The 24,131-nt window shown below is 65.1% G+C and carries 24 protein-coding genes; 8 read left to right on the top strand and 16 right to left on the bottom strand.

All coding sequences use genetic code 11. From position 1 onward, the window contains the following. Positions 1 to 65: 65 nt before the first annotated feature. Complete coding sequence (locus tag FYJ91_RS04115; protein WP_246152414.1) at positions 66 to 2,309, top strand: TonB-dependent receptor; 2,244 nt, start codon at positions 66 to 68, stop codon at positions 2,307 to 2,309. A gap of 21 nt (positions 2,310 to 2,330) precedes the next feature. Then, positions 2,331 to 3,596: a metallophosphoesterase gene (locus FYJ91_RS04120; protein ID WP_149520979.1), complete on the top strand. Its 1,266-nt coding sequence runs from the start codon at positions 2,331 to 2,333 to the stop codon at positions 3,594 to 3,596. Between the two features lie 120 nt (positions 3,597 to 3,716). Here FYJ91_RS04120 and FYJ91_RS04125 read toward each other — a convergent pair whose 3' ends face one another. The 4 genes from FYJ91_RS04125 to FYJ91_RS04140 are packed head-to-tail and all read right to left on the bottom strand — an operon-like array spanning position 3,717 to position 6,056. Beyond that, the gene (locus FYJ91_RS04125) at positions 3,717 to 4,187 is read right to left on the bottom strand and encodes a DUF1178 family protein (protein ID WP_149520980.1); all 471 of its coding nucleotides are present in this window, start codon (positions 4,185 to 4,187) and stop codon (positions 3,717 to 3,719) included. Further along, a complete protein-coding gene (locus FYJ91_RS04130) occupies positions 4,184 to 5,011 on the bottom strand; it encodes a carbon-nitrogen hydrolase family protein (RefSeq protein ID WP_149520981.1) in 828 nt (275 codons plus the stop codon). Before FYJ91_RS04130 ends, FYJ91_RS04125 begins: the two co-directional genes overlap by 4 nt. Positions 5,012 to 5,013: 2 nt before the next feature. After that, entirely contained in the window at positions 5,014 to 5,271 is a 258-nt protein-coding gene (gene grxC / locus FYJ91_RS04135; protein WP_149520982.1) for a glutaredoxin 3, read from the bottom strand. A gap of 47 nt (positions 5,272 to 5,318) precedes the next feature. Then, the gene (locus FYJ91_RS04140) at positions 5,319 to 6,056 is read right to left on the bottom strand and encodes a ComF family protein (RefSeq protein ID WP_149520983.1); all 738 of its coding nucleotides are present in this window, start codon (positions 6,054 to 6,056) and stop codon (positions 5,319 to 5,321) included. Positions 6,057 to 6,099: 43 nt separating this feature from the next. Between FYJ91_RS04140 and FYJ91_RS04145 the strand changes: the two genes are divergently transcribed. Further along, positions 6,100 to 6,957, top strand: coding sequence for a methyltransferase domain-containing protein (locus FYJ91_RS04145; RefSeq protein ID WP_246152415.1), 858 nt, complete (start codon positions 6,100 to 6,102; stop codon positions 6,955 to 6,957). 69 nt (positions 6,958 to 7,026) lie between these two features. Here FYJ91_RS04145 and FYJ91_RS04150 read toward each other — a convergent pair whose 3' ends face one another. From FYJ91_RS04150 to lptF, 4 genes are all read right to left on the bottom strand, one after another. Beyond that, positions 7,027 to 8,175, bottom strand: coding sequence for an N-acetyltransferase (locus FYJ91_RS04150; RefSeq protein ID WP_149520985.1), 1,149 nt, complete (start codon positions 8,173 to 8,175; stop codon positions 7,027 to 7,029). Further along, positions 8,175 to 8,882, bottom strand: coding sequence for a sterol desaturase family protein (locus tag FYJ91_RS04155; RefSeq protein ID WP_149521329.1), 708 nt, complete (start codon positions 8,880 to 8,882; stop codon positions 8,175 to 8,177). The genes FYJ91_RS04150 and FYJ91_RS04155 overlap by 1 nt, the downstream gene beginning before the upstream one ends. A 190-nt stretch (positions 8,883 to 9,072) precedes the next feature. Then, positions 9,073 to 10,173 (bottom strand): LPS export ABC transporter permease LptG, encoded by a 1,101-nt coding sequence (gene lptG, locus FYJ91_RS04160; RefSeq protein WP_149520986.1) that lies wholly within the window; start codon positions 10,171 to 10,173, stop codon positions 9,073 to 9,075. Next, positions 10,170 to 11,375 carry an LPS export ABC transporter permease LptF gene (gene lptF, locus FYJ91_RS04165; RefSeq protein ID WP_149520987.1) on the bottom strand — a complete coding sequence of 402 codons (1,206 nt, stop codon included), beginning with the start codon at positions 11,373 to 11,375 and terminating at the stop codon, positions 10,170 to 10,172. The genes lptG and lptF overlap by 4 nt, the downstream gene beginning before the upstream one ends. A 119-nt stretch (positions 11,376 to 11,494) precedes the next feature. On the opposite strand from lptF, the gene FYJ91_RS04170 reads away from it, so the two are divergent. From FYJ91_RS04170 to FYJ91_RS04180, 3 genes are read left to right on the top strand one after another with little or no spacing between them, the layout of a single operon-like run. After that, positions 11,495 to 12,022: a DUF2141 domain-containing protein gene (locus FYJ91_RS04170; RefSeq protein WP_149520988.1), complete on the top strand. Its 528-nt coding sequence runs from the start codon at positions 11,495 to 11,497 to the stop codon at positions 12,020 to 12,022. Continuing rightward, positions 12,022 to 12,987, top strand: coding sequence for a diacylglycerol/lipid kinase family protein (locus FYJ91_RS04175; RefSeq protein ID WP_149520989.1), 966 nt, complete (start codon positions 12,022 to 12,024; stop codon positions 12,985 to 12,987). The genes FYJ91_RS04170 and FYJ91_RS04175 overlap by 1 nt, the downstream gene beginning before the upstream one ends. Before the next feature lie 4 nt (positions 12,988 to 12,991). Then, complete coding sequence (locus FYJ91_RS04180) at positions 12,992 to 13,861, top strand: hypothetical protein (protein WP_149520990.1); 870 nt, start codon at positions 12,992 to 12,994, stop codon at positions 13,859 to 13,861. Positions 13,862 to 13,997: 136 nt separating this feature from the next. Here the strand turns inward: FYJ91_RS04180 and FYJ91_RS04185 are convergent, their stop codons facing one another. From FYJ91_RS04185 to FYJ91_RS04195, 3 genes are all read right to left on the bottom strand, one after another. Further along, positions 13,998 to 15,980 carry an ATP-binding protein gene (locus FYJ91_RS04185; RefSeq protein WP_149520991.1) on the bottom strand — a complete coding sequence of 661 codons (1,983 nt, stop codon included), beginning with the start codon at positions 15,978 to 15,980 and terminating at the stop codon, positions 13,998 to 14,000. A gap of 218 nt (positions 15,981 to 16,198) precedes the next feature. Further along, entirely contained in the window at positions 16,199 to 17,401 is a 1,203-nt protein-coding gene (gene spt / locus FYJ91_RS04190) for a serine palmitoyltransferase (RefSeq protein ID WP_149520992.1), read from the bottom strand. 9 nt (positions 17,402 to 17,410) lie between these two features. Next, on the bottom strand, positions 17,411 to 17,653 hold the full coding sequence (locus FYJ91_RS04195; RefSeq protein WP_127741829.1) for an acyl carrier protein: 243 nt from the start codon (positions 17,651 to 17,653) through the stop codon (positions 17,411 to 17,413). Between the two features lie 452 nt (positions 17,654 to 18,105). Between FYJ91_RS04195 and FYJ91_RS04200 the strand changes: the two genes are divergently transcribed. Then, on the top strand, positions 18,106 to 18,651 hold the full coding sequence (locus tag FYJ91_RS04200) for a Pycsar system effector family protein (protein WP_149520993.1): 546 nt from the start codon (positions 18,106 to 18,108) through the stop codon (positions 18,649 to 18,651). Further along, positions 18,651 to 19,088 (top strand): hypothetical protein, encoded by a 438-nt coding sequence (locus FYJ91_RS04205; protein WP_149520994.1) that lies wholly within the window; start codon positions 18,651 to 18,653, stop codon positions 19,086 to 19,088. The genes FYJ91_RS04200 and FYJ91_RS04205 overlap by 1 nt, the downstream gene beginning before the upstream one ends. A gap of 36 nt (positions 19,089 to 19,124) precedes the next feature. Here the strand turns inward: FYJ91_RS04205 and FYJ91_RS04210 are convergent, their stop codons facing one another. From FYJ91_RS04210 to FYJ91_RS04230, 5 genes are all read right to left on the bottom strand, one after another. After that, positions 19,125 to 20,141, bottom strand: coding sequence for a hypothetical protein (locus FYJ91_RS04210; RefSeq protein WP_149520995.1), 1,017 nt, complete (start codon positions 20,139 to 20,141; stop codon positions 19,125 to 19,127). 272 nt (positions 20,142 to 20,413) lie between these two features. Beyond that, on the bottom strand, positions 20,414 to 21,316 hold the full coding sequence (locus tag FYJ91_RS04215) for an NAD-dependent epimerase/dehydratase family protein (RefSeq protein WP_149520996.1): 903 nt from the start codon (positions 21,314 to 21,316) through the stop codon (positions 20,414 to 20,416). Continuing rightward, complete coding sequence (proB, locus tag FYJ91_RS04220) at positions 21,313 to 22,452, bottom strand: glutamate 5-kinase (RefSeq protein WP_149520997.1); 1,140 nt, start codon at positions 22,450 to 22,452, stop codon at positions 21,313 to 21,315. Before proB ends, FYJ91_RS04215 begins: the two co-directional genes overlap by 4 nt. Continuing rightward, complete coding sequence (obgE, locus tag FYJ91_RS04225) at positions 22,437 to 23,486, bottom strand: GTPase ObgE (RefSeq protein WP_149520998.1); 1,050 nt, start codon at positions 23,484 to 23,486, stop codon at positions 22,437 to 22,439. The genes proB and obgE overlap by 16 nt, the downstream gene beginning before the upstream one ends. A gap of 47 nt (positions 23,487 to 23,533) precedes the next feature. Beyond that, the gene (locus tag FYJ91_RS04230; RefSeq protein WP_149520999.1) at positions 23,534 to 24,103 is read right to left on the bottom strand and encodes a TetR/AcrR family transcriptional regulator; all 570 of its coding nucleotides are present in this window, start codon (positions 24,101 to 24,103) and stop codon (positions 23,534 to 23,536) included. Positions 24,104 to 24,131: the final 28 nt, after the last annotated feature.

Raw genomic sequence — 24,131 nt, forward strand, 5'->3', positions numbered from 1 at the left:
TCGCCAAGATTCTTCTTTTTTCGAGTGCCTTAATTCTTTCTTCGATTCCCGCTTATGCCGAAGATGTGGCGGGAGAATCCAGTGACACCGGCCTCGGCGGCGACATCGTCGTCACGGCGCAGAAGCGCGAACAGCGCATCACCGATGTGCCGATGGCGATCAGCGCCTATGACGGCAACTTCCTCGAAACCGTCGGCGGGACCGAGCTTTCGAAAGTCGCGGCGCTCACGCCGGGTTTCGTCGTGCAGCTTCAGGACAAGTTCGCCCCGGGCTTTTCGATCCGCGGCATCACCTCGAATGACTTCCAGCCCCAGGCGGAACAGCGTGTCGCGATCTTCCAGGATGGCGTACCGGTGACGCAGGCGACCGCCGCTTATGGCGAATTGTTCGATATCGACCGGATCGAGGTCGAAAAGGGTCCGCAGTCGACGCTCCACGGCCGCTCGGCGCTCAACGGCGGCGTCTCGATCTTCCAGAAGCGCCCCACCGACACGTTCGGCTTCGAAGCGAAGGGCGGCCTGGGCAATTACGATTATGTTTCCGGCCAGGTCGTGGTGAACCTGCCGGTCAGCGAGACATTCGCGATCCGCGCCGGCGCACTGGCGCGCAAGCGCGACGGATACGTCAAGGATATCGACAAGCGCCGCTCCTACAACGCGGTCGACGCACAGGCCTATCGCTTCGCCGCGCGCTGGGAACCGGGCGACGACTTCACCTTCAATCTGGTCGCCTCGTTCGATCGTGATGATGTTGCCGGCGGCGTGCCGTTCAAGTCGCGCACCTTCCTGCCACTCGATCAGGCGACCGGCGCCGTTGTAGGTGATCTCGCCTTCTGGACCCCGACACGCCTGAACAGCTTCGGCACGCTCCCGCCATCCTATTTCAACCGCAAGATCGTGAACGTCAGCGGCATCGCCGACTGGACGATCAGCGACCGGTTCAGCCTCACCTCGATCACCGGCTATCGCTGGTCCGACGCGATCCAGTCGGGCGACAATGACGGCACGCCCACCAACATCATCGGCTATGTCCAGCGCAACAAGAGCGATCAGTGGTCGGAGGAACTCCGCCTCAACCTCAAGGATCTCGGTCCCGTCAACGGCTTCGTCGGCGTCAGCGCCTTCCGCGCGAAGAACAGCATGGACTTCAGCCTGGGCTATGACGAACGCGCAATGGCCCTGCTGCTCGGCGGCAACCTCCAGCGCCTCGCCCCGCGCGGCCTGACGAACACGCAGATCATCGCCGCGCTCGGGCCAGCCGCCGCCGCACTGAAGCCCTTCCATCTGGATCAGGCGATCACCGGCGCCACGATCGAGACCTACGACATCTTCGGCGACGTCACGGTCGACATCGCGCCGAAGCTGGAGCTGTTCGCGGGCGGGCGCATGACCTTCGATGACAAGAAAGCCAGCGCGCAGGGCCTTTTGCCGCTGGGCGCCAGCCGGCTGACCGGCGGCGGCCTGCTGCTGCAACCCACGCCGAACGGCAGCGTCGTCCGGGCCAGCAACGGATCGAACACCGTCACCGGGCGTGCGGGCCTGCGCTATGCGCCGACGCCCGCGCTCAACCTTTACGCGGTTTACGGCATCGGCAAGCGGCCCGAAGTCGTCCAGGTCTCGCCGCCCACACGCGTCTCGATCATCCCGGTCGAAACGCTCAAGTCGGCCGAGGCTGGCGTCAAGGTGCGCCTGCTGGGCGGCCGCCTGGTCGGCGACGTGTCGGTCTATCACTATGATTACAGCAACTTCCAGACGTTCGGCGTGATCAACGGCGCGCTGGCGACGATCAACGCGGGCAAGGCCGATGCGACCGGCTTCGAGGGCCAGTTGAGCTATACGGTCGTCAGGGGCGCCACGCTGTTCGGCAGCTATGGCTACAACCATGCGCGCTTCAAGGCGGGGGCCTATAAGGGCAACCGCTTCCGCAACAGCCCGGACCACAAGTTCGCGATCGGCGCCGATTTCGGCGTCGAGGCGAAGGGCGGTCGCGTCAGCTTCGCGCCGATGTACAGCTGGCAGTCGAAGATGTTCTTCGACGACAATAATGACCGGCTCGATCTGCAGCAGCGCACCCCGGCCGCTTATTCGGACAAGGTGGTGGACGAGTTCCAGAAGGGTTTCGGCCTGCTCAGCGCGCGGCTGGCGTTCACCGCGTCCGATGATCGCTGGACCTTCGCGCTGGTCGGCGACAACCTGACCGACAAGAAGTTCATCGTCGATGCGGGCAATACGGGCGACAATTTCGGCATCCCCACCTTCATCGCCGGCACTCGCCGCAACTATCGCGCCGAATTCGGCGTGAAATTCTGATCGACTGACAGGGAGACCATCATGCGCAATTCCGTTCGTCTTTTATCGCTCGCGGCCCTTCTGGCCGGGGTCAGCCCCGTCGCCGCGGCGGACCAGAGCTTCACGATCGTGGCGATCCCCGACACGCAGAACTACATCGATTACACGCACCAGACGGCCGAGGGTTTCAAGTTCGACGCGAACAAGATGTTCCTCGATCAGATGCGCTTCATCGAGAGCAATCTGGTCGCCAATGGCGGCGACGTCGCGTTCGTCACCGCGCTGGGCGATGTGTGGCAGCACCAGACCAAGATGATGGACGCCGACCATGTCGCGCGCGGTTTCAAGCGCGCGGCCAATCCCATCATGGACAGCCATTTCGCGCCGACCACCAAGGTCACGACCGTCGAAATCCCCACCGCGCGCGAAGGCTATGCGATGATCGCCGGCAAGACGCCCTTCTCGGTCGTTCCCGGCAACCACGATTATGACGCGATGTGGACCGACGCGAACCACCCGCCGGCCGCGCAGATCAAGAGCGCGGCGGACATCGGCATGCTGCACGCGGGCGGCCTCGACAATTTCCGGTCGCTGTTCGGCGCGGACAAGCCCTTCTTCAAGGGCAAGGACTGGTATGTCGACAGCCATGATGGCGGCGCGGACAGCGCACAGATCTTCACCGCGGGCGGATATCGCTTCCTGCATATCGGGCTGCAGTTCGACGCGCCCAACGCCTCGCTGGAATGGGCGGCAGGCGTGATCGCCAAGCATCCGGGCCTGCCGACCATTATTTCCACCCACGATTATATGGACAATGAAGGCCGCCGCATCCCCAACCCGATCATCGACAATGCCGCCGTCGATCCGCAGGACAACTCGCCCCAGATGGTCTGGGACAAGCTGATCGCCAAGCACGACCAGATCTTCCTGGTCCTGTGCGGCCACGAACATGGCCAGGCGATGCGCGTCGACGACAATGCGGCGGGCCACAAGGTGTGGCAGGTGCTGGCCGATTATCAGGACCGGCGCCAGACCGCGATCGACGCGGGCGTCAAGCTGCAGATGGGCGAAGGCATCGGTGACGGCTGGCTGCGCACCATGACGTTCGACATGGCGGCGGCGACGCCAACCATCCGCGTGCGCACCTATTCGACGCACTACAAGAAGCAGAGCAGCGACACGGCCGATTATGCCGCCTGGTACAAGGCGGCCGAGAAGCCGAAGCTGACCGACGAGGCGTTCCACAGGCAGGACGATTTCACGATCGACCTGACCGGGTTCAAGCAGCGGTTCCGGCCCGTGAAATAGGGGCAGGTTCAGCAAGGCTAAACCTGCGGCTTATCCGCGTGAGCGGATCAAACTGTAATGGCCGGGCGATCGGCGTGCCTGTTCCCCAGCGCGCCGATCGCGACCGTCAGCCGGAGTCTGTCAGTTCACCTTGCCCGGATCGCTCACGGGCAATGGCAGCGGGGCGACGGGCACGCCTTCTTCGACCAGCGCGCGCGCTTCGTCGATCGATGTGCGGCCATGAATCGGGCGGGCGTCGGTCTCGCCCAGGTGCATCGCGCGGGCTTCGTCGGCAAAGCGATCGCCGACATTGTCCGATCCTTCGAGCATCTTGGCCTGCATCTTCGACAGCGCGACCATCATCGCCTTGTGCGCGGCCGGATCGACTGCGCCGCCCGCCATCGGTACCGACGCATTGGCGGGGATCGTTTCCTGCCGCTGGTTGCCCTTGGCCGCGACGCGCGGGGCCATGACCGCCTTTTCGACCTTGTCCGAACCGCAATAGGGACAGGCGACGAGCCCACGCGCCTTCTGCGCCTCATAATCCTCGGACGATCCGAACCAGATCTCGAACACATGCTCCTGCGCACATTGCAGGTCGAAAACGATCACGCCATCTTCTCCACCGCGGCGATAGGCCGGCGATGCGCGAGCGCGGGCATTCGCGCGCGGACGTCCTCCAGCTTCGCCATGTCGATTTCGGCGTAGCCCACGCCGATCTCGTCCCCCATGTCGAGCAGTATCTCCCCCCAGGGATCGACCACCAGCGAATGGCCATAGGTCTCGCGTCCGTCTTCATGCAAGCCGGCTTGCGCCGAAGCGATGACGAAAGCCCCCGCCTCGATCGCACGCGCGCGCAGCAGGACGTGCCAGTGCGCCTTGCCGGTCGGCACCGTGAAGGCCGCCGGCACCGCAAGCAGCTTCGCGCCCGCATTGCTCAGCGCCCGGTACAGATCGGGGAAGCGCATGTCGTAGCAGATCGACAGGCCAAGCTCGCCCCACGGCGACGGCGCCAGCACCGATCGATCACCCGGGACATAGGCCGCGCTCTCGCGCCAGCTTTCGCCGGTAGGCAGATCGACGTCGAACAGGTGGATCTTGTCGTAACGCGCGCGGATCGCGCCCGTGTCGTCGATCACGAAACCGCGATTGACGAGCCGCGTGTCATCCCCGCTCCGGAGCGCGAGGCTGCCGATGTGGACCCAGATCCCTGCCGTCTTCGCCGCCGCGCGCACCTGCGCCAGCACCTCGTCCTCGCCTTCGACATGCAGGTGGGCGGCGGCGCGCTTGCGATCGCGATCGAGCAGGCCCGACATTTCGGGCGTGAACAGCATCGCCGCACCACCGGCCTTCGCCTCGCCGATCGCATCGACGATCGTGCGCGCATTGGCCGCCGGATCGATGCCCGACCGCATCTGGAGGACGGCGGCCTTCACGGTCAGGCCGCGAGCAGCGGGTCGAGCTTGCCCTGCCGATCGAGCGCCATGATGTCGTCGCAGCCGCCCAGATGCTGGTCGTTCACGAAGATCTGCGGGACAGTGGAGCCGCCATTCGCCCGCTGCAGCATCTCGGCGCGCTTGGGGCCGCCCATGCTGATGTCATATTCCTCGAAGTCGACACCCTTCTGGCTCAGCAGCGCCTTGGCGCGCGAGCAATAGGGGCAATATTGCTTGGTGTAGATTTCGACCTTGGCCATCGTGTGTTCCTTCGTTTCCGCCGAATTGTGGTCGGCGGGTCGGATTGTCAACGCACGGGCCCCGCATCGCGCACCACGCGCGCCCAGCACAGGACGGAGACCGTCCCGGCCCCTGCCCGCCTCAGCGTGCGAGCGCACGCGTTGACGGTCGCGCCCGTCGTATAGACGTCGTCGATCAGCAGGACGTGGCGGCCCTTTATCTCTGCCCCAGCCCGGATCGCGAACGCGCCCTGCACCGTGCGCTGGCGCTGCTTGGGGCCAAGTCCCCGCAGGCTCGGCGTGGCGCGATGGCGTTCGAGCAGATCGACCGCCACCTCCGCACCCGACATCCGCCCCAGCGCCCGCGCCATCAGCGCCGCCTGGTTATAGCCGCGCCGCCACAGCCGCCAGCGGTGGAGCGGCACCGGCACGAGCAGCGCGTCGGCCGGCACATGCCGCCGCATCAGCGCCGCCATCGTCTTGGCGACACCGGGCCGCCGTGCATATTTGAGCCGCAGCGCCAGCTTCCTTGCCGTCTCACCATAGGCGACCGCCGCCCGCATGCCCGATATCGGCGGTGGATCGGCGTGGCAGGCGCCGCACAGCGCCCCGGGCCCGGCCGCGAGTTCGAACGGCTCCCCGCACGTCGCGCAGGCGGGTCCGTCGAGGAAATCGAGCGCCGACCAGCAGGCGAGGCAGAAGCTGTGATCGTCCTGCGTCACGACCCCGCATCCCGGGCAGCGCGGGGGCAGCGCGTAGCGGACCACCGCATCGCCCGCGCGCCAGATTGTCGCCAAAGCCCCCATGCGCACCTTGTCACCTGCGCCCGCGCGTCGCACAAGCGCGCGCGTGGACAATCCCGAAATCTTCGACCGCGCGCTCCGCCGCCTCCGCCGTGACCGCGCCGCACGCATCTTCGCCGATCATGCCTTCCTGATCGACCATATGGCCGATGAGCTTGCCGAGCGGCTGTCCGCCGTGCAGCGCGAGTTCAAGGACGTCCTGATCCTCGGCAGCCATGACGGCCGCGTCGCTTTGCGCTTCGCCGCGCCCGGGCGGACGATCGTGCAGGCCGATGCCGGCGCGCGCTTCGCATCATGGAGCGACGGCACGCAGGCGGACGAGGACCAGCCCGCCTTCGCGGCCGGCAGCTTCGACTTGGTCATATCGGTCGGCGTGCTCGATCAGGTGAACGATCTTCCCGGCGCCCTCGCGCTGATCCGCCGCGCGCTGCGCCCTGACGGGCTGTTCCTTGGTGCGTTTCTGGGCGCGGGCACGCTCGAATGGCTGCGCTCCGCAACGCTCGCGGCCGATATGGCAGTGGGCGAGAGCGTGTCGCCCCGTATCCATCCGCAGATCGACGTCCGATCGGCGGGCGACCTGCTGTCGCGCGCGGGCTTTTCGCTGCAGGTGGCGGACGGGGAGCGGATCGACGTCGGCTATGGCGATCCGCTGCGCCTGATCGGCGATCTGCGCGGAATGGCCGCCACCAACATCCTGGCCAACCGCGACCGCCGCCCCCTCACCCGCGCCTGGCTGACGGCCTTGTTCGAGACATTCGCCGCCGATGCCGGGGCCGACGGCCGCCTGCGCGAGCGGTTCGAGATCGTCTATATGACGGGCTGGTCGCCCGATGCCTCGCAGCCGAAGCCGGCCAAGCGCGGGAGCGCAACGGCGAGCCTGGCGGCGGCGTTGAAGAAGGGCTGACACCCTCTCTCCACCTCGTCATTGCGAGAAGCCGAAGGCGACGAAGCAATCAGTGACTGGGACGAAGCGTCAGAGCGGCTTCGCGTAGATCCGATAGACCTTGTTCACCGTCGCATCGATCGCCTCGGCGATCGATCGCATGCCCTGATTGTCGTCGAGCACCCAGCTGATCTCGCCCCGCGACGCGCCGAATTTCGCCACCGCATCGCGCCGGATATATTCGATCATCATGAAGGCGAGCTGGCTCGCCAGGCGGGTCGCCTGCAACTTCTTGACCACGCCCATCAACGGCACGCGCATCGTGCGCACCTGCGGCTTGCGCAGCCGATGGAGCAGCTTGATCCAGTTGAACGGGAACAGCCGCCCGTTCAGGTCGCGGGTCAGTTCGTTCAGGTCGGGCCACGTCATCATGAACGCCACCGGCTCGCCATCGACTTCGGCGACGCGGATCAGATCCTCGAACACGATCGGGCGCAGCTTCTTGCCGGTATGCGCGATCTCGCTGGCCGTGATCGGGACGAAGCCCCAATTGTCGGACCATGCTTCGTTCAGGATGGAAAGGATCAGCGTGGCTTCGGCGTCGAACTTCGACTTGTCCACCCGGCGGATGCGGATGCGCGCGTTGCGCTCGCCCGACTGGATGATCCGCTGCACGAGCGGCGGAAATTCCCGGACGATGTCGAGGTCATAGGCCAGCAGATCCTTGATCCCGCCATAGCCCAGCGCCTCGATCCAGCCCTGATAGGCCGGATTGTTATGCCCCATCTCCACCGTCGGCGGATGATCGTGCCCCTGGACCAGCAGGCCGGGCTTCTCCCACATCGAATTGCTGATCGGCGCCATGACGCTGGTCATGTTCATGCCGCGCAGCCAATCCTCGGCGGCGCGGATCAGCGCGTGGGCGACCTCCTCGCTCTCCGCCTCCAGCATACCCCATTGGCCGATGCCGGGTCCGCCGCCCTGTTCGGGGGACATGGTGAGGATCAGACGATCGATATGCGCCGAGATGCGCCCAACCAGCTTGCCGTCACGCTCGGCCAGATAGAGCTGCTGGTCGGCATGTTCGTAGAAGGGGTTCTTGCCCGGCGTGACGAGCTCGAGCGCCTCCATGCGCAGCGGCGGCACCCAATTGGGATCGCCGGCATTCAGCGTGAACTCGACCTCGACGAACCTCTTGCGGTCCGCCTTGCTGCTGATGGGACGAATCTGGAGCGGCATCAGTGCTGGATGCGGCTGCTCGGATGACCCGTGGCGACCCCGCCCGAAAGCTGCGCGACCCATGGATAGCGCTCCGCGACCTGGGGGGTGTAGCCCAGATTGAAGACCGTTTCGGACTTCTTCGCCTTCTCGATCTTCTCGTAATAGGTGCCGAACAGGCGATCCCAGAAATAATTGGTGATGCCGAAATTACCGCGCTCGTCATGGAAATGGTGCGCCATGTGGCGCGCCTTCATATCGACGATCATCTTCATCTTCGGCTTGTAGGCCAGGTGCTGGATGCAGTGGAAGAATTCGTACACGCAGGTCGTGATCAGGCCGGTCGCGAAGGCCGCCAGCGCCGCGCCGGTGCCGCCCAGCGCATAGCCGATCGGCGCGGTCGCGATGGCGATCGTCGGCAGCGTGGTGTGCAGCGCGCCGAACAGGATCTCCAGACGGTTCGGATCCTGATGATGATCGTAATGGATCCGCTTCCACGTCGCGGCCAGCATCGGCACCTTGTACATCCACTGGCTGTGCAGCACCCAGCGGTGCAGGCAGTACCAGACCAGCGGATAGACGAAGATCGAGATGCCGATCGCCGCCAGCGTCGGCAGCGGCGCCGACGGATAGACGAAGAAAAGCCCGATCGCGATCGCAGCCGACAGCAGATAGCCGATGATCGCCGGATATTGGAAATAGGCGATCCAGAGCTGCTTGAGCGTCATCCGGTCCAGATGATGCTCCTTGGACCAGAAGGATGGCTTGGCGGTCGAAAGCTTCACTAGATGTTCCTCGGCGACGCCTGCATCCGCGCGCAGGCTTCCATATTGGGGGAAGCCAATGGCTTGGCAATAAGGCGGATTTGCGACCGACCTATGTTCCTTATCCTCCCCCGCCAGGGAGAGGATGACGTTGCTACTCCTCCGTCCGGATCAGGACGGTTTCGCCGATCAGCAGGAACAGCAGGAACGGCGCCCACGCGGCCAGGATAGGCGGATAGGCGCCAAGATTGCCCATCGCGAGCGCGAAATTATCGGCCACGAAATAAGCAAAGCCCAGCGCCATGCCGATCACCGCGCGGATGAACAGCCGCCCCGATCGCGCAAGGCCGAACGCCGCGACGCCCGCCAGCAACGGCATCAGCACCGCCGACAGCGGCCCCGAAATCTTGTGCCACATATTGGCTTCCAGCGTGCCGGTCGGCCGCCCCGCGGCGTCGAGATCGGCGATCGCGTCGCGCAGGGCGGGCAGCGACTTGGCGTTGGGATCGACCGCCGCCAGCGTGAAGCGATCGGGCGTCACGCCCTTGGCGAAGTCGAAATAAGGCAGCTTCTCGGTCACGCCGCGCTTCACGTCGAATCGCGTCACGTCGCTGACCCGCCAGCCGCCCGAAATCTGGATCGCGCGCGCGCCCTTGATGATCGACAACAATGTGCCGCCGTCGCGATCGTAGATCGATACGCCGTCGAGCCGCGTCGCCGCACCCCGTCCGCTGGCGCTGTTCGCGTGAACCAGATCGTCGCCATCGCGCACCCAGACATTCGCGACGACGCCGCGATCGACCGGGATCGGCCCGTAATTGGCGTTCTGCCACGCGGTCAGCGTCGCGGTGGAGCGCGCCACCACACGCTCGTTGAACGCGAAGCTGAGCGCGGCCACGCCGATGCTCGCCAGCACCAGCGGCGCCAGGATCTGGTGCGCCGAGACGCCCGCCGCCTTCATCGAGATGATCTCGCTGTTCTGGTTCAGCGTGACGAGCGTGATCAGCGTGCCCAGCAATGCCGCAAAGGGCAGGAAGCGCTGGACGATCTGCGGCACGCGCAGCGTGGTATAGACCCACAGTTCATGGTCGCCATTGCCCGGCCACGCGAGAATATCCCCCGATTCCCCGAGCAGATCGAGCGCCATCAGCACGATCACCAGCGCCGCCAGCACCGCGGCCGACCGCACCAGGAACATGCGCATCATGTAGAAGGTCAGCGTGCGCGACGTGAAGAAGTTGAGGTTGAGCTTCATGCCGGCAGATACCTGCGAACCGCCTTGAACCAGCGCATCAGCATCTTGAGCCCCTTGTCGGCGACACGCTCCAGCGCGCCGATCGGCTGCCCGCCCGGCACGAAGGCGATCGTGCGGAACATCCACCACGTCAGCGCCCCGAAGGCGAGGAACGGCACCCACAAGGCGATGATCGGATCGATCCGGCCCAGTGCGGCGACAGAGGCGGCATATTCGTTGATCTTGTGCTGCGTCACCAGCAGCACGATCGACACGAATACGCCCAGCGCCGAGGACGATCGCTTTGGCGGGATCGCGAGCGCCAGCGACAGCATCGGCAGCAGGAACATCGTCGCCACCTCGACCAGGCGGAAATGATATTCGGCGCGATATTCGGCCTTCACCTTCGCGGGCGTGCGATCGTCATGGGCGACCCGCGCCAGTTCGGGGATCGTCATTTCCAGATCGCGGCCGCCCCGCTGGCGGAACGCCTCCATCTTCGGCAGATCGATCGGCAGATCGTGCCCGACGAAGCTCAGGACGCGCGGCTCCTTGAAGTTCGGCGCGTCGTGGACGAGCACGCCGTTGCGCAGGCGCAGGATGATCGTGTCGGGATCGTCGGTCGCCAGGAACTGGCCATGCTCGGCGGTGACCGCCAGGTTCTTGCCGTCCTTGGAGTCGTTCATCACGAAGATGCCCGAAAGCTCGCGCCCGCCGTCACGGCTATCCTCGATGCGAACGGTCAGCCCCTTGCCCAGCTTGGTGAACTCGCCGACCTTGATCGACGCGCCCAGCGCGCCAGACCGCAGTTCGAACCGTATGCCTTCATAGGCATAGCGCGAATAAGGCTGGATGAAGCCGACGATCGCCAGGTTGAGCAGCGCCAGCGCGATCGCATAGGCATACGGCACGCGCAGCAGGCGGACATAGCCCATGCCGACCCCGCGCATCACGTCCAGCTCCGACGACATGGCCAGGCGCCGGAAGGCGAGCAGGCAGCCCAGCATCAGCCCGATCGGGATACCCAGCGACATATATTCGGGAATCAGGTTGGCGAGCATCCGCCACACCACGCTGACCGGGCCGCCTTCCTGAACCACGAACTGGAACAGGCGCAGCATCTTGTCGAGCGTGAGCAGCATGGCCGCGATCACCAGCGTCGCGATGAGCGGCGTGGCGATCAACCTGGCCAGATAACGGTCGGTTAGCGTGCCAAATCTCAACTTTTAGACGCCTCATGACCATGTTCTGGCCGCAATCGCGACCCATCTGTCGACTCATGGAGGCGAGTGCCGGCCATGCGCTTCGAGCGCGGGCTATAGCCTCCGGGAGTTGAGAGGTCATGTCGAAACTTGCACGCGGAGTGATGGGAGCGGTGATCGCGGTGGCTGGCGCCATCGGCGTCGGCCTTCCCGCGCATGCCGCCATCCTCGGTCCCGAGGCCGCCGCTTGCGCGCCCGGTGCCAACCGCCCCGCTCTGCTGGTCAGCATCGACGGGTTCAAGGCGCGCACGGGCGACCTCAGGGTCCAGCTCTATGGCGCCAACCCCGAAGACTTCCTGGCCAAGGGCAAGAAAATGAAGCGGATCGAACTGCCCGTCACCCCCAGTGGGGTGATGGAGGTGTGCGTGGCGCTGCCCGCACCCGGCGATTATGCGATCGCGGTCCGCCACGATGTCGACGGCAGCGGGAAGTCGAACTGGAATGACGGCGGCGGCTTCTCGCGCAATCCGCGACTGTCGCTGCTCTCGCTCAAGCCCGATTACGACAAGGTGGTGATCCGCACCGAAAATGGCGTGCGTCGTGTGCCCGTGACGATGCAATATCGGCAGGGCTTCTCGATCGGCCCCGTCGCCATGGCGTCTCGTTGATGGTCGAAGTCGCGCTTCTTTCGAACCCGCGATCGACGGGCAACAAGCATCTGTTGCCGCGGGTGCGCAGCTTCTGCGCCCAGCATAGCGAGATTTTCCACTACGAGGTCGAAAGCGTCGAGCAGATCGGCGAGGCGCTGCGCACGATCGCGCGGGTGAAGCCCAAGGTGCTGGTCGTCAATGGCGGCGACGGCACGGTGCAGGCCGCGCTGACCGAACTTTATCTCGGTGGCCATTTCGATGGATCGCCGCCCCCGGTCGCGGTGCTGCCCAACGGCAAGACCAACCTGATCGCGCTCGATCTCGGCGCGGTCGGCGATCCGATCGATGCGCTCAAGCGCGTGCTGGAGATCGCCCGCAGCGACATGGGCGACCATGTCGTCGTGCGCGAACTGATCGCGCTGTCGGGGCATGAGACCGGCAAGCCGGTGCTGGGCATGTTCCTGGGCGGTGCGGGGCTGGCCGACTCGATCCTCTATTGCCGCAACAAGATCTACCCGCTGGGCCTGCCCAACGGATTGAGCCACGTGCTGACGGCGCTGGCCGTGATCGTCACGCTCGTCCTCAACATTTCCGCCGCCTTCCTGCCGCCGCGTGCGACGCAGATGAAGGTGACGATGGTTCGTCAGGGCCAGTTGCAGGGCAAGTTCGCGGTGCTGATCGTTACCACGCTTCACCGCCTCCTGCTGGGCAGCGATCTGGGCCGGACGACCAACGGCATGCTGCAGATGATCGCAGTCGAACAGCGCCCGATGGCGCTCGTCCGCGCGATCGGCGCGGGCCTGTTCGGCCTGTTCGGGCGCAACCGCATCAACGGCGTCCATATCGAACAGGGCGACGAGATCCGCATCGAAGGCGACCGTTCCAGCGTGATCCTCGACGGCGAGATCTTCCAGCCGATCGCTGGCGGCGCGCTGACGCTCCGCCCCACCGCGCCGGTTTCGTTCGTCAAGCTCGCGGCCTGATCTTGTGACATCCCCCCTCTCCGCTCTGGTCGCGGAGGAGCTGGCCCTGCCCGTCGAACCGGCCGTGAGCGCGATGGCGGCGGCGATTGCCGCACGTTATCCGCACGCCGCACGCGCCGTTCTTTTCTACGGATCGTGCCTGCGCGAGACGCGGCTCGACGGGCTGATGCTCGATTTCTACCTGATCGTGTCGGATTATCGCGCGGCCTATGGTGGCGGCTGGCTCGCCTGGGCGAATGCGCAGATCCCGCCCAACGTCTTTCCGTTCGAACATGACGGCCTCATCGCCAAATATGCGGTGTTGAGCGAAGCCGACTTCGCCGCGCTCAACCGCGCGCCAGCGTCGAGCGTGTCGGTGTGGGCGCGCTTCGCGCAGCCCTCGCGGCTGGCGTGGGCCGCCGACGATGCGGCGCGCGGGACGGCGGTGGCGGCGATATCGCAGGCGCCCGTCACCTTGTTCGCGCTCACCCTGCCGATGGCGACGAACGATAATCCGCTCGATATCTGGCGGCAGGGCTTTGCACTCACTTATGGCGCCGAGCTTCGCGCCGAACGCAAGGGCCGCAACAACAGCGTCATCGATGCCGACCCCGATCGCTATGCCCGCTTCGGCGCCGCCGCCCTTGCAATTGCGAAGCCGATCGCCGACGCCCCCCGCCGCTGGCCGCGCCTGCAGCGCCACGGCAAGCTGCTCACCCTCGCCCGCCTCGCCAAGGCGACGACCACCTATGCCGGCGGGATCGATTATCTCGCGTGGAAGATCAACCGCCACGCCGACGCCGCCATCACCATCCGCCCCTGGCAACGCCGCTGGCCGATCCTGGGCGCGATCAGCCTGTTGCCGAAGCTGCTGATGAAGGGTTCGGTGCGCTAACTTCTTATCCTCCCCCGCCAGGGGGAGGTGTCAGCGCAAGCTGACGGAGGGGGAGGACGGCGGCTCATTCGAGTTGGTCGCTGACCTCCCCCTCCGTCGCCTTCGGCGCCACCCCCCCCTGGCGGGGGAGGAATAATCAGGCCGCCGCCACGCCCGGCGTCGCCCGCACCTGCCGCGCCATCGCCTTGTCGATCGCGCCGCCAAGCGCAGCGATCGTGAAGGGCTTGCGCAGCACCTCATGCCCTGCGAAATCGTCGGCCTGCCCCGCCTCGCCGACATAGCCGGTGACGAACAAGACCGCGACGTCGGGCCGCACCGCATGCGCGCGCGCAACCAGCTCCGGCCCGGTCATCCCCGGCATCATCACGTCGGTCATCAACAGGTCGAGCCTTATGCCGCCTTCGAGCAGCGCCAGCGCCTCCTGCCCGCTCGCACAGCCCGTGACGCGGTGGCCGAGTTCGGTTAGGGCGGCGCGGGTCGCGGCGTGGACGCGGCTGTCATCCTCCACCATAAGCACGTCGAGCGTGCCGCCGCCGGGCAGCGTTGCGATCGGCGGGATCGTCCGCTCGCGGCGCCCCGCCGCCGTCGCGTGGCGCGGGAAATAGAGCGAGATCGTCGTGCCCCGCCCGAGTTCGGATTCGATCCGGATATCCCCGCCCGATTGGCGCACGAGGCCGAAGATCTGGCTGAGCCCCAGCCCCGTCCCCTTGCCCGCCGGCTTGGTGGTGAAGAAGGGCTCGAAAGCGCGGGCGCGCACCGCCTCGCTCATGCCGCTGCCGGTATCGGTGACGGCGATCCGCGCATAATCGCCGGCCACGACCTCTTCGCCCGCGCCCACGCTGATGTTGCGCACGTCGATGTCGAGCCGCCCCTCGCCCTCCATCGCGTCGCGCGCATTGACCGCAAGGTTGAGGATCGCATTTTCCAGCTGATGCCGGTCGACCCAGATCGGCCAGACGCGGCTGCCCGACGAGGTGTGCACCGCGATCCGCTCGCCCAATGTGCGATCGAGCAGGTCGGTCATCCCCTGCACCAGCCGATCGGGGTGGACGCTGTCGGGCAACAACGGCTCGGCCCGCGCGAAGGACAGCAGCCGCCGGGTCAGCGCAGAGGCGCGATCGGCCCCCTCCATCGCGCTTTCGAGATATTGGCCGGTTTCGTCCGATTTCTGCGCGAACTTGCGCCGCGCCATGTCGAGCCCGCCGACGACGACCGCGAGCATATTGTTGAAATCGTGCGCGATCCCGCCGGTCAGCTGGCCCACCGCCTCCATCTTCTGCGCCTGGGCGAGCTGCGCCTCGGCGCGGGCGCGGGTCTCGGCCTCTTCCTTCAGTTGCGCATTGGCCTCGCGCAGTTCGCGCGTCCGTTCGGCGACCGCGGTTTCGAGCGCGGTCGCACGATCGCCCTCGGCCTCGGCCAGCGCGTCGGCCGATCGCCGCCCCGAAGCCGCCGCCGCCGCCAGCCAGCCGAGCAGCAGGGCGGCCGCGACCATCCCCAGCCCCAGCACCGACAGCAGGGTCGAGAAATTGTTCGCCCGCTCGCCCGAAAAGATCGTCGCCTGCGATCGCTGGCCCAGCCGCTCGCGCTCATTGGCGGCGATCTCGCTGAGCAATGTCGTGATGCGGCCGACATTGGGTGACTCGCCCGCCTTGCCGAACATGCCGACGGCATACCAGCCCTTGCGGACGTTCGCGAAGGCCGCCGCCGCCGCCAGTTCGCGCTCGCGATCGTCCAGCACGGTGCCGAGCCGGCCGACCAGCGCGGTCTGTTCGGGCTCGTCGGCGGTTAGGTCGCGCAACTGGCGCAACTGCGCCTTCGCGCGGCGCCATTCGTCGTAGAAGATCGTGCCGGTGCGCCGATCCGAGCTCACCACATAACGCCCCAGCGCCGCCTCCGCCCGCGCGATCGACGCGTCGAGCGAGCGGGTGAGCACCATCACGTCATAGCTGTGCTGTTCGCGCTTGAGCGCCAGATCGCGCTCGGCATTCGACCGCGCGACCATCGTGACGACCGCCAGCAGCAGCCCGACCACCGCCAACGCCGCGATGACAGCCGCCGCCAGCCGCAACAGCGCCGGTGGCAGCCCCTTGTCGATCGCGGCGGGAGAAAATGTCGCCATGCGCACAGTTTAGCACGTCCCAGCTTTGGGACCAGTACGGATTGGAGGGAGTTCGACGAACGGCACTGCGGCCCTAGATCCTTCCCCGGAGGGGGAGGGGGACCGGCGCAGCCGGTGGAGGGGTATTCTCCACAAACGCCCAGTCCCGTTGCCGGCCAATACCTCTCCACCACGCCTTCGGCGCGGTCCCCCTCTCCCTCCGGGAGAGGATTTAGACGTTAAGGAATGACCCCCGTCGCGCGGCCGGCGCGTTCGAACATGCCGAGGATCTCGCCCACCTGCTCGTCGGTATGCTCTGCGCACAGCGAGCAGCGGAGCAGGAACATGCCTGCCGGCGTCGCGGGCGGCCGCGCCGTATTCACATACAGCCCCGCCTCCAGCAGCCCCTGCCACAGCGACACGGCCTGCGCCATGTCGGTCAGGATCACCGCGATGATCGCCGATTGCGCGGTGTCGGTGCCCAGCTTGTAGCCCATGTCGCGCAGCCCCTGGTGGAGCCGCTTCGAATTCTTCCACAGATGCGCGCGCTTCTCGCCCGCGTGCATCAGCTTGCGGATCGAGGTCGCTGCGGTCGCGACCACCGACGGCGGCAGCGATGCGGTGAAGATATAGGGCCGCGCGACCAGGCGCATTACCTCGAACTTCGGATGGTTCGACACGCAGAAGCCGCCGACCGTGCCGACCGATTTGGAGAAGGTGCCGACGACGAAGTCGATATCCTTCTCGCAGCCCATCTCTTCATAGACGCCGCGGCCATTGGGGCCGAAGAAGCCCATGCCATGCGCCTCGTCGCACAGGATCATCGCGCCATGCTTCTTGGCGACCTTGACCATTTCGGGCAGCGGGGCGACGTCGCCGAGCATCGAATAGACGCCTTCCAGCACCACCAGCTTGCCGGCTTCCGCCGGCAGGCGGCCGAGGCGCTTGTCGAGATCCTCGACGCTGTTGTGGCGGAAACGGACGACCTCGGCCTTGCCCATCGCGCAGCCGTCATAGATCGACGCATGGCTGTCGGCGTCGAGGATGATGTAGTCGCCCTTGCCCGCCAGGCCCGAAATCATGCCCAGATTGGCCTGATATCCGGTCGAAAAGACGATGGCGTGGTCGACGCCATAATATTCCTTGAGCGCGTCTTCGCAGTCCTTGTGGCCCGCATAGGTGCCGTTAAGGACGCGGCTGCCCGTCGTCCCCGACCCGAATTTGTCGAGCGCGGCCTTGCCCGCGGCGATCACGTCCGGATCGAACGTCATCCCCATATAATTATAGGTGCCGAGCAGGATGGTGCGCTTACCGTTGACCATCGCCTCGGTCGGCGACAGCACCTTGTCCATCACGATGCCGTAGGGATCGCGCACGCCGGTGGCGAGCAACGCCTCGCGCTCGTTGATCAGCGGATCGAATTTCGTGAAGAGGTCGACCACGGTCTTGCGTCAGTCCTTGAGCTTGGCGACGGCGTCGACCAGCTGGCCGACCGTCTCGATCTCGGCCTGCATGTTCATCGTGATGATGATGTCGAACTCGTCCTCGATCGCGGCGACGAAATCCATCACGGTCAGGCTGTCCCATTCGAGATCGCCCGCGAAGGTCGTCGCGTCGGTGAGCTTGATGCCCTTCTTGTTGAACGGCGCGATCTGCTCGGCCACCGTTTCGAAAATCTCGTCTCTGTCGCTCATGGGGCGTCCTTTAGGATGGTCGTACCGGGCTTGCCAAGCGAATGCGGCGGGATCGGGGCGGCGACGTGACGATCGCCTTATCTATCCTCCCCCGCCAGGGGGAGGGTCGCCGAAGGCGACGGAGGGGGAGGTCACGGCCAACTCCAGTTCATCGCATCCTCCCCCTCCGTCAGCTGGCGCTGCCACCTCCCCCTGGCGGGGGAGGATAAGAAGGAGGCCGGTGCGCCACCCCGCCTCTCACCTCGTCATTGCGAGGAGCCGAAGGCGACGCGGCAATCCAGGCCCCCATATGAGAGGCTCGCGACACACTCCAGTGCGGGCCTGGATTGCTTCGCTCCGCTCGCAATGACGAGGGAGGTGGGAAATGCGTGCCAACCGCATCACGTCCGGGGTGACGCGCAGGCAAAGAAGTGCCATCGTTCGCTTCACATTTCCGGGGGGAAACGAAGCCGATGAGCCGCGACGACGAACCGCCACGTCCCAAGCCCAAGGGCACCTTCGCGCCCGACGCGGTTCACCTGCTGCGCACCACCCAGCAGATCCAGTATCAGCTCAGCCAGATGGCCGATCAGAAGGCGAGCATGCTGATGGGCGCCACCTTCGTGATCTTCACGATCACGATCGGCATGGTGAAATCGGATGGCGGCGCGCCGCTGGCGCTTCTGGTGCTGGGCGCATCGGCCTTCGTCGCGGCGCTGCTCGCGGTGCTGGCGGTCCTGCCGTCGACCAAGGTTCCGCCCAAGGCGGACGGCCCCGCCAACATGCTGTTCTTCGGCAGCTTCACCCAACTGACCGAGGAGCAATATGTGCAGATGATCCTGGATTCGGTCGGCGACAGCGACGTCGTCTATGCCGCCTTCGCGCACGATATCTACCAGAATGGCCGCGTCCTCGCGCGCAAGAAGTATCGGCTGCTCGGCTATGCCTATCGCGTGCTGCTGGGCGGGCTGATCTTCAGCTTCGTGCTGTTCGTCGGCCATTTCGTGATCAATTATTGATGTTCAGCTTCGTTCACGATGCCGATGCCAACATCCTGCGCATCAATGTGGAGGGGCTCTATGAAATGGAGAACGTCCCCGCCCTCGCCGCCGCCCTCGTCAGCGCGGCGCACCGCGCGGGCGCAGCCAGCGACGATTTCGACGTCCTCGTGGAATCGCTCGATTTCCCGCTCCAGCATGAGGATGTGAACGAGAAATTCGTCGAGATCATGCGCGCCGGCATGGCGCAGACCAAAGGCTATGCCGCCATCGTCGTCGGCACCCCCGAAAACTTCGAACAAGCCTCCCGCACCCTCCTCCACCCGAATCTGCGCGTGTTCATGTCGATGATGGAGGCCGAGGAGTGGCTGGCGCGGATGGCTGCGGTGAAACTGGCCGACGCGGATGGGCGGCAGGCGGGAAAGATCGAGGCGCTGCGGAAGCTGGCGGGGATTTAGGAAGCGCAGGCACTCAGAACTCCCTCATTCGGCGTATCAAGCCTCAATCTGCAAATTGCTTATCACCATATCAAAAGTCCCCAATACATACTGGCACGGATAATCAGCCATCGGAGGCACGTAGGGATACTGCTGGATGTGATCTTTCTTAAAATCATGCTTCATTTTTAGTGATTTAAAAAAGCTCACGTCCATGTAAAGTTCAGAAAATTGATGAACACCCGTCTTTGAAGCATGCTTTGCAGCAGACTCTATTGATTGAAGCTGAGCGAATGGAAGCCCAAGGCTGTTCAAAGATATATGATTCCCAGATGATGATTTATGAATCAACGAATCTTCATAAAACTCGTTCTGCCCTTGGGTAACTACTGCATATATAGACAGCCCAAGCTCATCTTTATATGCCTTAACCAACTCGGGCATTAGCTTGATTATTTTCTCAGGTTCGTAAGTGTATTTTATGGGTCGATCCCATTGCCCAACCGTCCAATTGGTCTTAAGCAACAAACTATCCGCAAAGGATACGAAAGAAACGTCTGTATGATTTGCGGAGATGGCGTCTATACGCCCCTGTAGCGCGGCAAGTTTCTCTTTAGTAATTGATCCATTTAGCAATGCCCGCCTGACACCAATCACATCCACAAGAGCAAACACCGAAAAAACTCGAAGATGAAGATCTTCGAGCCATTGGGCACTGACAAAAATACGAGGCTTCTCGTCGTATTGCCACATTTCCGTACAGGCTACAAAATGACGGCGCGGTAGATTTACACGAACTTCGTGGAATCTATCATAGATATTTGGATACCAAGATAATTCAATTCCATCTGCACTTACACTTCGTGCGCAGGCGTAGGAAATATATCCCACATTATCCCAATCACCACCCGCAATTCCTTTTAGCATGGCAATGGAATATTCCGCCATCCACTCATCACCCATTAAGAAGATGTCGCGATCGAGAGGGACATCTTCCATTTTATGGAGTTCGATATCTGGATGATCAAAGAGTTTAGATTTTTGCGTCATTTGTTTAAAGTAACGCAGTTTCATCGAGTCACAACTTAATGTCGTCAAATTGTATCGGATGGCCCCTTCGGCATCAGAAGGACGCCAAGATCAAACCTTGACAAATCAGAACAAACCAAGTATATATTCTGCCGTAGCGCACTCGCGCATCGGCTCTTTCTCACTGTCGGCGGCATCGCACTTATTGCAAGTGAATCGCAACAACCTCGCGGGGGACTGATTTCCCGCGATGACGTAGTGACAACTTTGACAACTTTCGCGGCCCAGCGTGACGCTGCGACTCGTATCACGAGCGCCTAGAGCCAGCCCTCTTTGCGATAGGCTTCGGCGGTCGCCTTCAGGCCCACCAGACCCGGCAACTCCGCCCTCCACAAGCTTGCGGGCGGGCGCTTCTCGCTCACCCAGTCGGGGTGGCAGAAATAGGCAACGCGGTCTGCGGTGAGCTTGGCGGAGGGGCCGCGACGTTGTTCTTCGTAGAAGGCGCCCAGGCGCAGCGCGAAGCGGGGGACGGGGAGGACGAGTGTGCGCGGGGTGCCGACCGCTTCGCCCAGCATCCGGCCGAACTCGCGATGGCTATAGCCATGCGCGGCTCCATCATCGGGTTCGTAAACCTGATCGATCGTCTCGTCGGCGTCGATCAGGTCGATCAACAGCCGCGCCAGATCGTCCGCCGCGATGATCGACAGGCGGCCGCGCGGGGGCAGCGGCAGGAAGCCGCGCTTCGCCCAGCGGAACAGCTCCAGCATCTCGCGATCGCCCGGGCCGTGGATCGCGGGCGGGCGCACGATCGTCCAGGCGAGGTCGGACTGGTGCAGTACCGCCTCCGACGCCGCCTTCGACCAGCCATAGTTGGACAGGTCCGGCTCGCGCGCCGACAGCGACGAGACGTGGATGAAGCGCTTCACGCCCACGCCCTCGCACGCCGTCGCCAAGGTCGCGGTGCCGGTGACATTGCCCTCGACAAAGCCGGCCAGCGTCGGCGCGTTGATCACGCCCGCAATGTGGATCACCGCGTCGGCGCCGTCGACCAGGTCCATCAGCGCCTTGGCATTTTCCAGCGTGCCCGGCATCCATTCGACATTGGGGCGCGGCAGCTGCGCACGGCGGGTGAGCGCCACGATCTCATGCCCCCGCTCCGCCGCGACGCGCAGGACGTGGCCGCCCAGGAAGCCGGTGCCGCCCGTAACCGCAATCCTCACAGCAGCACCATGTGATCGCGGTGGACCATCGTGGAGCGCGGCGCATAGCCCAATATCGCCTCCAGCTCGTCGCGGCGCTTGCCCACGATCGCGGCGGCATCGGCGGCGTCATACTCGGCCAGCCCGCGCGCGAGGACCGCGCCATCGGGCCCGACGATGTTGATCACGTCGCCGCGCGCAAAGCGCCCCTCGATCCCGGTCGCGCCCGCCGACAGCAGGCTGCGGCCCGATGTCAGCGCGGTCGCGGCACCGGCATCGACCGCGATCCGGCCCTTGGCGGTCAGCCGTCCCGCCAGCCACGCCTTGCGCGCCGATCCGGATTTGGTGCCCAGGAACACGGTGCCGCGCCCGTCGGCATCATAAGCGGCGAGCGGATGATCGCGCTTGCCGGAGATGATCGCGAGGTGCGCGCCCGATGCCTGCGCGATCCGCGCCGCCTCCAGCTTCGATATCATGCCCCCCGATCCCATGCCCGACGCCGAACCGCCATCGGCCATCGCGCGGATCTTCGCATCGATCCGGGCGACTTCGGGCACCAGCTTTGCGGTCGGATCACGGTGGGGATTGGCGGTGTAGAGGCCGTCGATATCGGACAGCAGGATCACGCCCTGCGCATCCGCCGCCTGCCCGATCCGCGCGGCGAGCCGATCATTGTCGCCGAACCGTATCTCCTCGGTCGCGACCGAGTCATTCTCGTTGATCACCGGCACGACGCCCAGGCTCAGCAGCCGATCGAGCGTGGACGCGGCGTTGAGGAAGCGGCGGCGATCCTCGAGGTCGTCCAGCGTCACCAGGATCTGCGCGGCGGTCAGCCCCTTCGCGCCCAGCAGTTCGGCCCAGCAGTGCGACAGCGCGATCTGCCCGGTCGCCGCGGCCGCCTGCGCATCCTCCAGGCTGGCGCGCCCCCCCTTGGGCAGTTTCAGCCTGCGCGCGCCCAGCGCGATCGCGCCCGAGGAGACGACCGCGATCCGCTGCCCCGCCGCATGGCGTGCCGCGATATCGGCGACCACGCCCTCCAGCCAGTCGCGCCGCACCTTGCCGTCCGGATCGACAAGCAGCGCCGACCCGATCTTGATGACCAGGCGCGGGCAGGCGGCGGGGGCGAAGCGGGTCGCGCCGTTCAGATCGGCGACCATTCGATCACGTCCTCGCCCTCGTCGCCATCGTCGACGACGCCGGCTTCGGGGCCGATCGCTTCGAGCAGCTTGTCCAGCACCCAATCGACGCCGACCCCGCTCGCGCCCGAAATCGGGATCACGGTGCCGCCGCTCGCCTCTTCGAGTTCGGCGGAGAGCGCGGCGATCAGCTCGTCGTCGAGCGTGTCGATCTTGTTGAGCGCGACGATCGTCGGCTTGTCGACCAGACCCGCGCCATAGGCTTCGAGTTCGTCGCGGACGATGCGGTAGCTTTCGGCGACATCCTTGTCATTGGCGTCGACGAGGTGGAGCAGCACGCGGCACCGCTCGATATGGCCCAGGAAGCGATCGCCGATCCCCGCGCCGTCGGCCGCACCTTCGATCAGGCCGGGGATGTCGGCGACCACGAACTCGCGCTGCTTGTGCCGCACGACGCCCAGCTGCGGCCGCGTGGTCGTGAAGGCATAAGCGCCGACCTTGGCCTGCGCGTTCGTCACCTGGTTGATGAAGGTCGACTTGCCGGCATTGGGCAGCCCGACGAGGCCCGCATCGGCGAGCAGCTTGAGCCGCAGCCAGACCCATGCCTCTTCATAGGGCCAGCCGGTGCCGTGCTGGCGCGGGGCGCGGTTGGTCGACGTCTTGTAGCTGGCATTGCCGCGCCCGCCGTCGCCGCCGCGCAGGAACAGCACCTGCTCACCCGCCTTGGTAAGATCGAGCAGCAGCGACCGCTCCTCGTCATCGGCCAGGATCTGCGTGCCGATCGGCACCTGGATGACCAGATCGTCGCCGCCCGCGCCGGTGCGGTTCGAACCCGCGCCGCCATGGCCGCGCTGGGCGCGGAAATGCTGGGTGTAGCGGAAGTCGATCAGCGTGTTGAGGCCGGCCACCGCCTCGAAGATGATGTCGCCGCCCTTGCCGCCATTGCCGCCGTCGGGGCCGCCATATTCGACGAACTTTTCACGCCGGAAGCTTACCGCCCCCGGCCCACCCGCGCCCGAACGGACGAAGATCTTGGCCTGATCTAGAAAATGCATCGCGCGCCTTTATACTATCTGCGCGCGAATTGAACCCTCGGCGACGTTCACCAGCCCCGCATATGCTGGATCTGCATCGCCATCGTCTCGCGCATCGCATCGCGCGGCAGTTCGAGGGCGCTGGCGATCGGCGCGCCGAGCAGGCCGTCGGCCAACGCGCCCATGACCAGCGCCTGGGTGATCCGGCGCACGGACGCTCCGCGATGGTCACCCAGCTGTTCGACGAGATCGTGGAGCGATTCGAGGATCGGCGACAGCGCGGCATGGTCGCGCGACAATGTCATCCACGACATCAGCGCCGACAGACCTTCGCGTTCGAAGATGTCGAAGACGAGATCGACCACCGCGCGGGCATCGTCCTCCGTCTCGCGCATCCGCAGCACTTCGGCCGCGATCGTGCTGACGACTCGCGTCGCCATCGTCTCCGCCATCGCGCGACGAAGCCCTTCGGCGGAACCGAAATGATGCAGGACATTGGCGTGGGTTCGGTTGATGCGCGCCGCGACCGCCGTCAGCGTCACCGCCTGGGGCCCGTCGTCCGTTAAAATCCCGCAGGCAGCATCCAGTGCGACTTTGCGCATTTCCACATTGTTCAGTCGTGCACGCTGCTGCGGCATCGATATGTCCCCAATCGCGACCGCCCCC

The organism is Sphingomonas montanisoli (assembly GCF_008274695.1).
GTDB lineage: Bacteria > Pseudomonadota > Alphaproteobacteria > Sphingomonadales > Sphingomonadaceae > Rhizorhabdus > Rhizorhabdus montanisoli.

Bases quoted from the DNA above. Each gene is read 5' to 3' on its own strand.
- FYJ91_RS04120 (WP_149520979.1), top strand. From the start codon at position 2,331: ATGCGCAATTCCGTTCGTCTTTTATCGCTCGCGGCCCTTCTGGCCGGG.
- grxC (WP_149520982.1), bottom strand. From the start codon at position 5,271: ATGGCCAAGGTCGAAATCTACACCAAGCAATATTGCCCCTATTGCTCG.
- FYJ91_RS04140 (WP_149520983.1), bottom strand. From the start codon at position 6,056: ATGGGGGCTTTGGCGACAATCTGGCGCGCGGGCGATGCGGTGGTCCGC.
- FYJ91_RS04150 (WP_149520985.1), bottom strand. From the start codon at position 8,175: ATGCCGCTCCAGATTCGTCCCATCAGCAGCAAGGCGGACCGCAAGAGG.
- FYJ91_RS04155 (WP_149521329.1), bottom strand. From the start codon at position 8,882: ATGACGCTCAAGCAGCTCTGGATCGCCTATTTCCAATATCCGGCGATC.
- lptG (WP_149520986.1), bottom strand. From the start codon at position 10,173: ATGAAGCTCAACCTCAACTTCTTCACGTCGCGCACGCTGACCTTCTAC.
- FYJ91_RS04170 (WP_149520988.1), top strand. From the start codon at position 11,495: ATGTCGAAACTTGCACGCGGAGTGATGGGAGCGGTGATCGCGGTGGCT.
- FYJ91_RS04175 (WP_149520989.1), top strand. From the start codon at position 12,022: ATGGTCGAAGTCGCGCTTCTTTCGAACCCGCGATCGACGGGCAACAAG.
- FYJ91_RS04185 (WP_149520991.1), bottom strand. From the start codon at position 15,980: ATGGCGACATTTTCTCCCGCCGCGATCGACAAGGGGCTGCCACCGGCG.
- FYJ91_RS04195 (WP_127741829.1), bottom strand. From the start codon at position 17,653: ATGAGCGACAGAGACGAGATTTTCGAAACGGTGGCCGAGCAGATCGCG.
- FYJ91_RS04200 (WP_149520993.1), top strand. From the start codon at position 18,106: ATGAGCCGCGACGACGAACCGCCACGTCCCAAGCCCAAGGGCACCTTC.
- FYJ91_RS04205 (WP_149520994.1), top strand. From the start codon at position 18,651: ATGTTCAGCTTCGTTCACGATGCCGATGCCAACATCCTGCGCATCAAT.
- FYJ91_RS04210 (WP_149520995.1), bottom strand. From the start codon at position 20,141: ATGAAACTGCGTTACTTTAAACAAATGACGCAAAAATCTAAACTCTTT.
- proB (WP_149520997.1), bottom strand. From the start codon at position 22,452: ATGGTCGCCGATCTGAACGGCGCGACCCGCTTCGCCCCCGCCGCCTGC.
- obgE (WP_149520998.1), bottom strand. From the start codon at position 23,486: ATGCATTTTCTAGATCAGGCCAAGATCTTCGTCCGTTCGGGCGCGGGT.
- FYJ91_RS04230 (WP_149520999.1), bottom strand. From the start codon at position 24,103: ATGCCGCAGCAGCGTGCACGACTGAACAATGTGGAAATGCGCAAAGTC.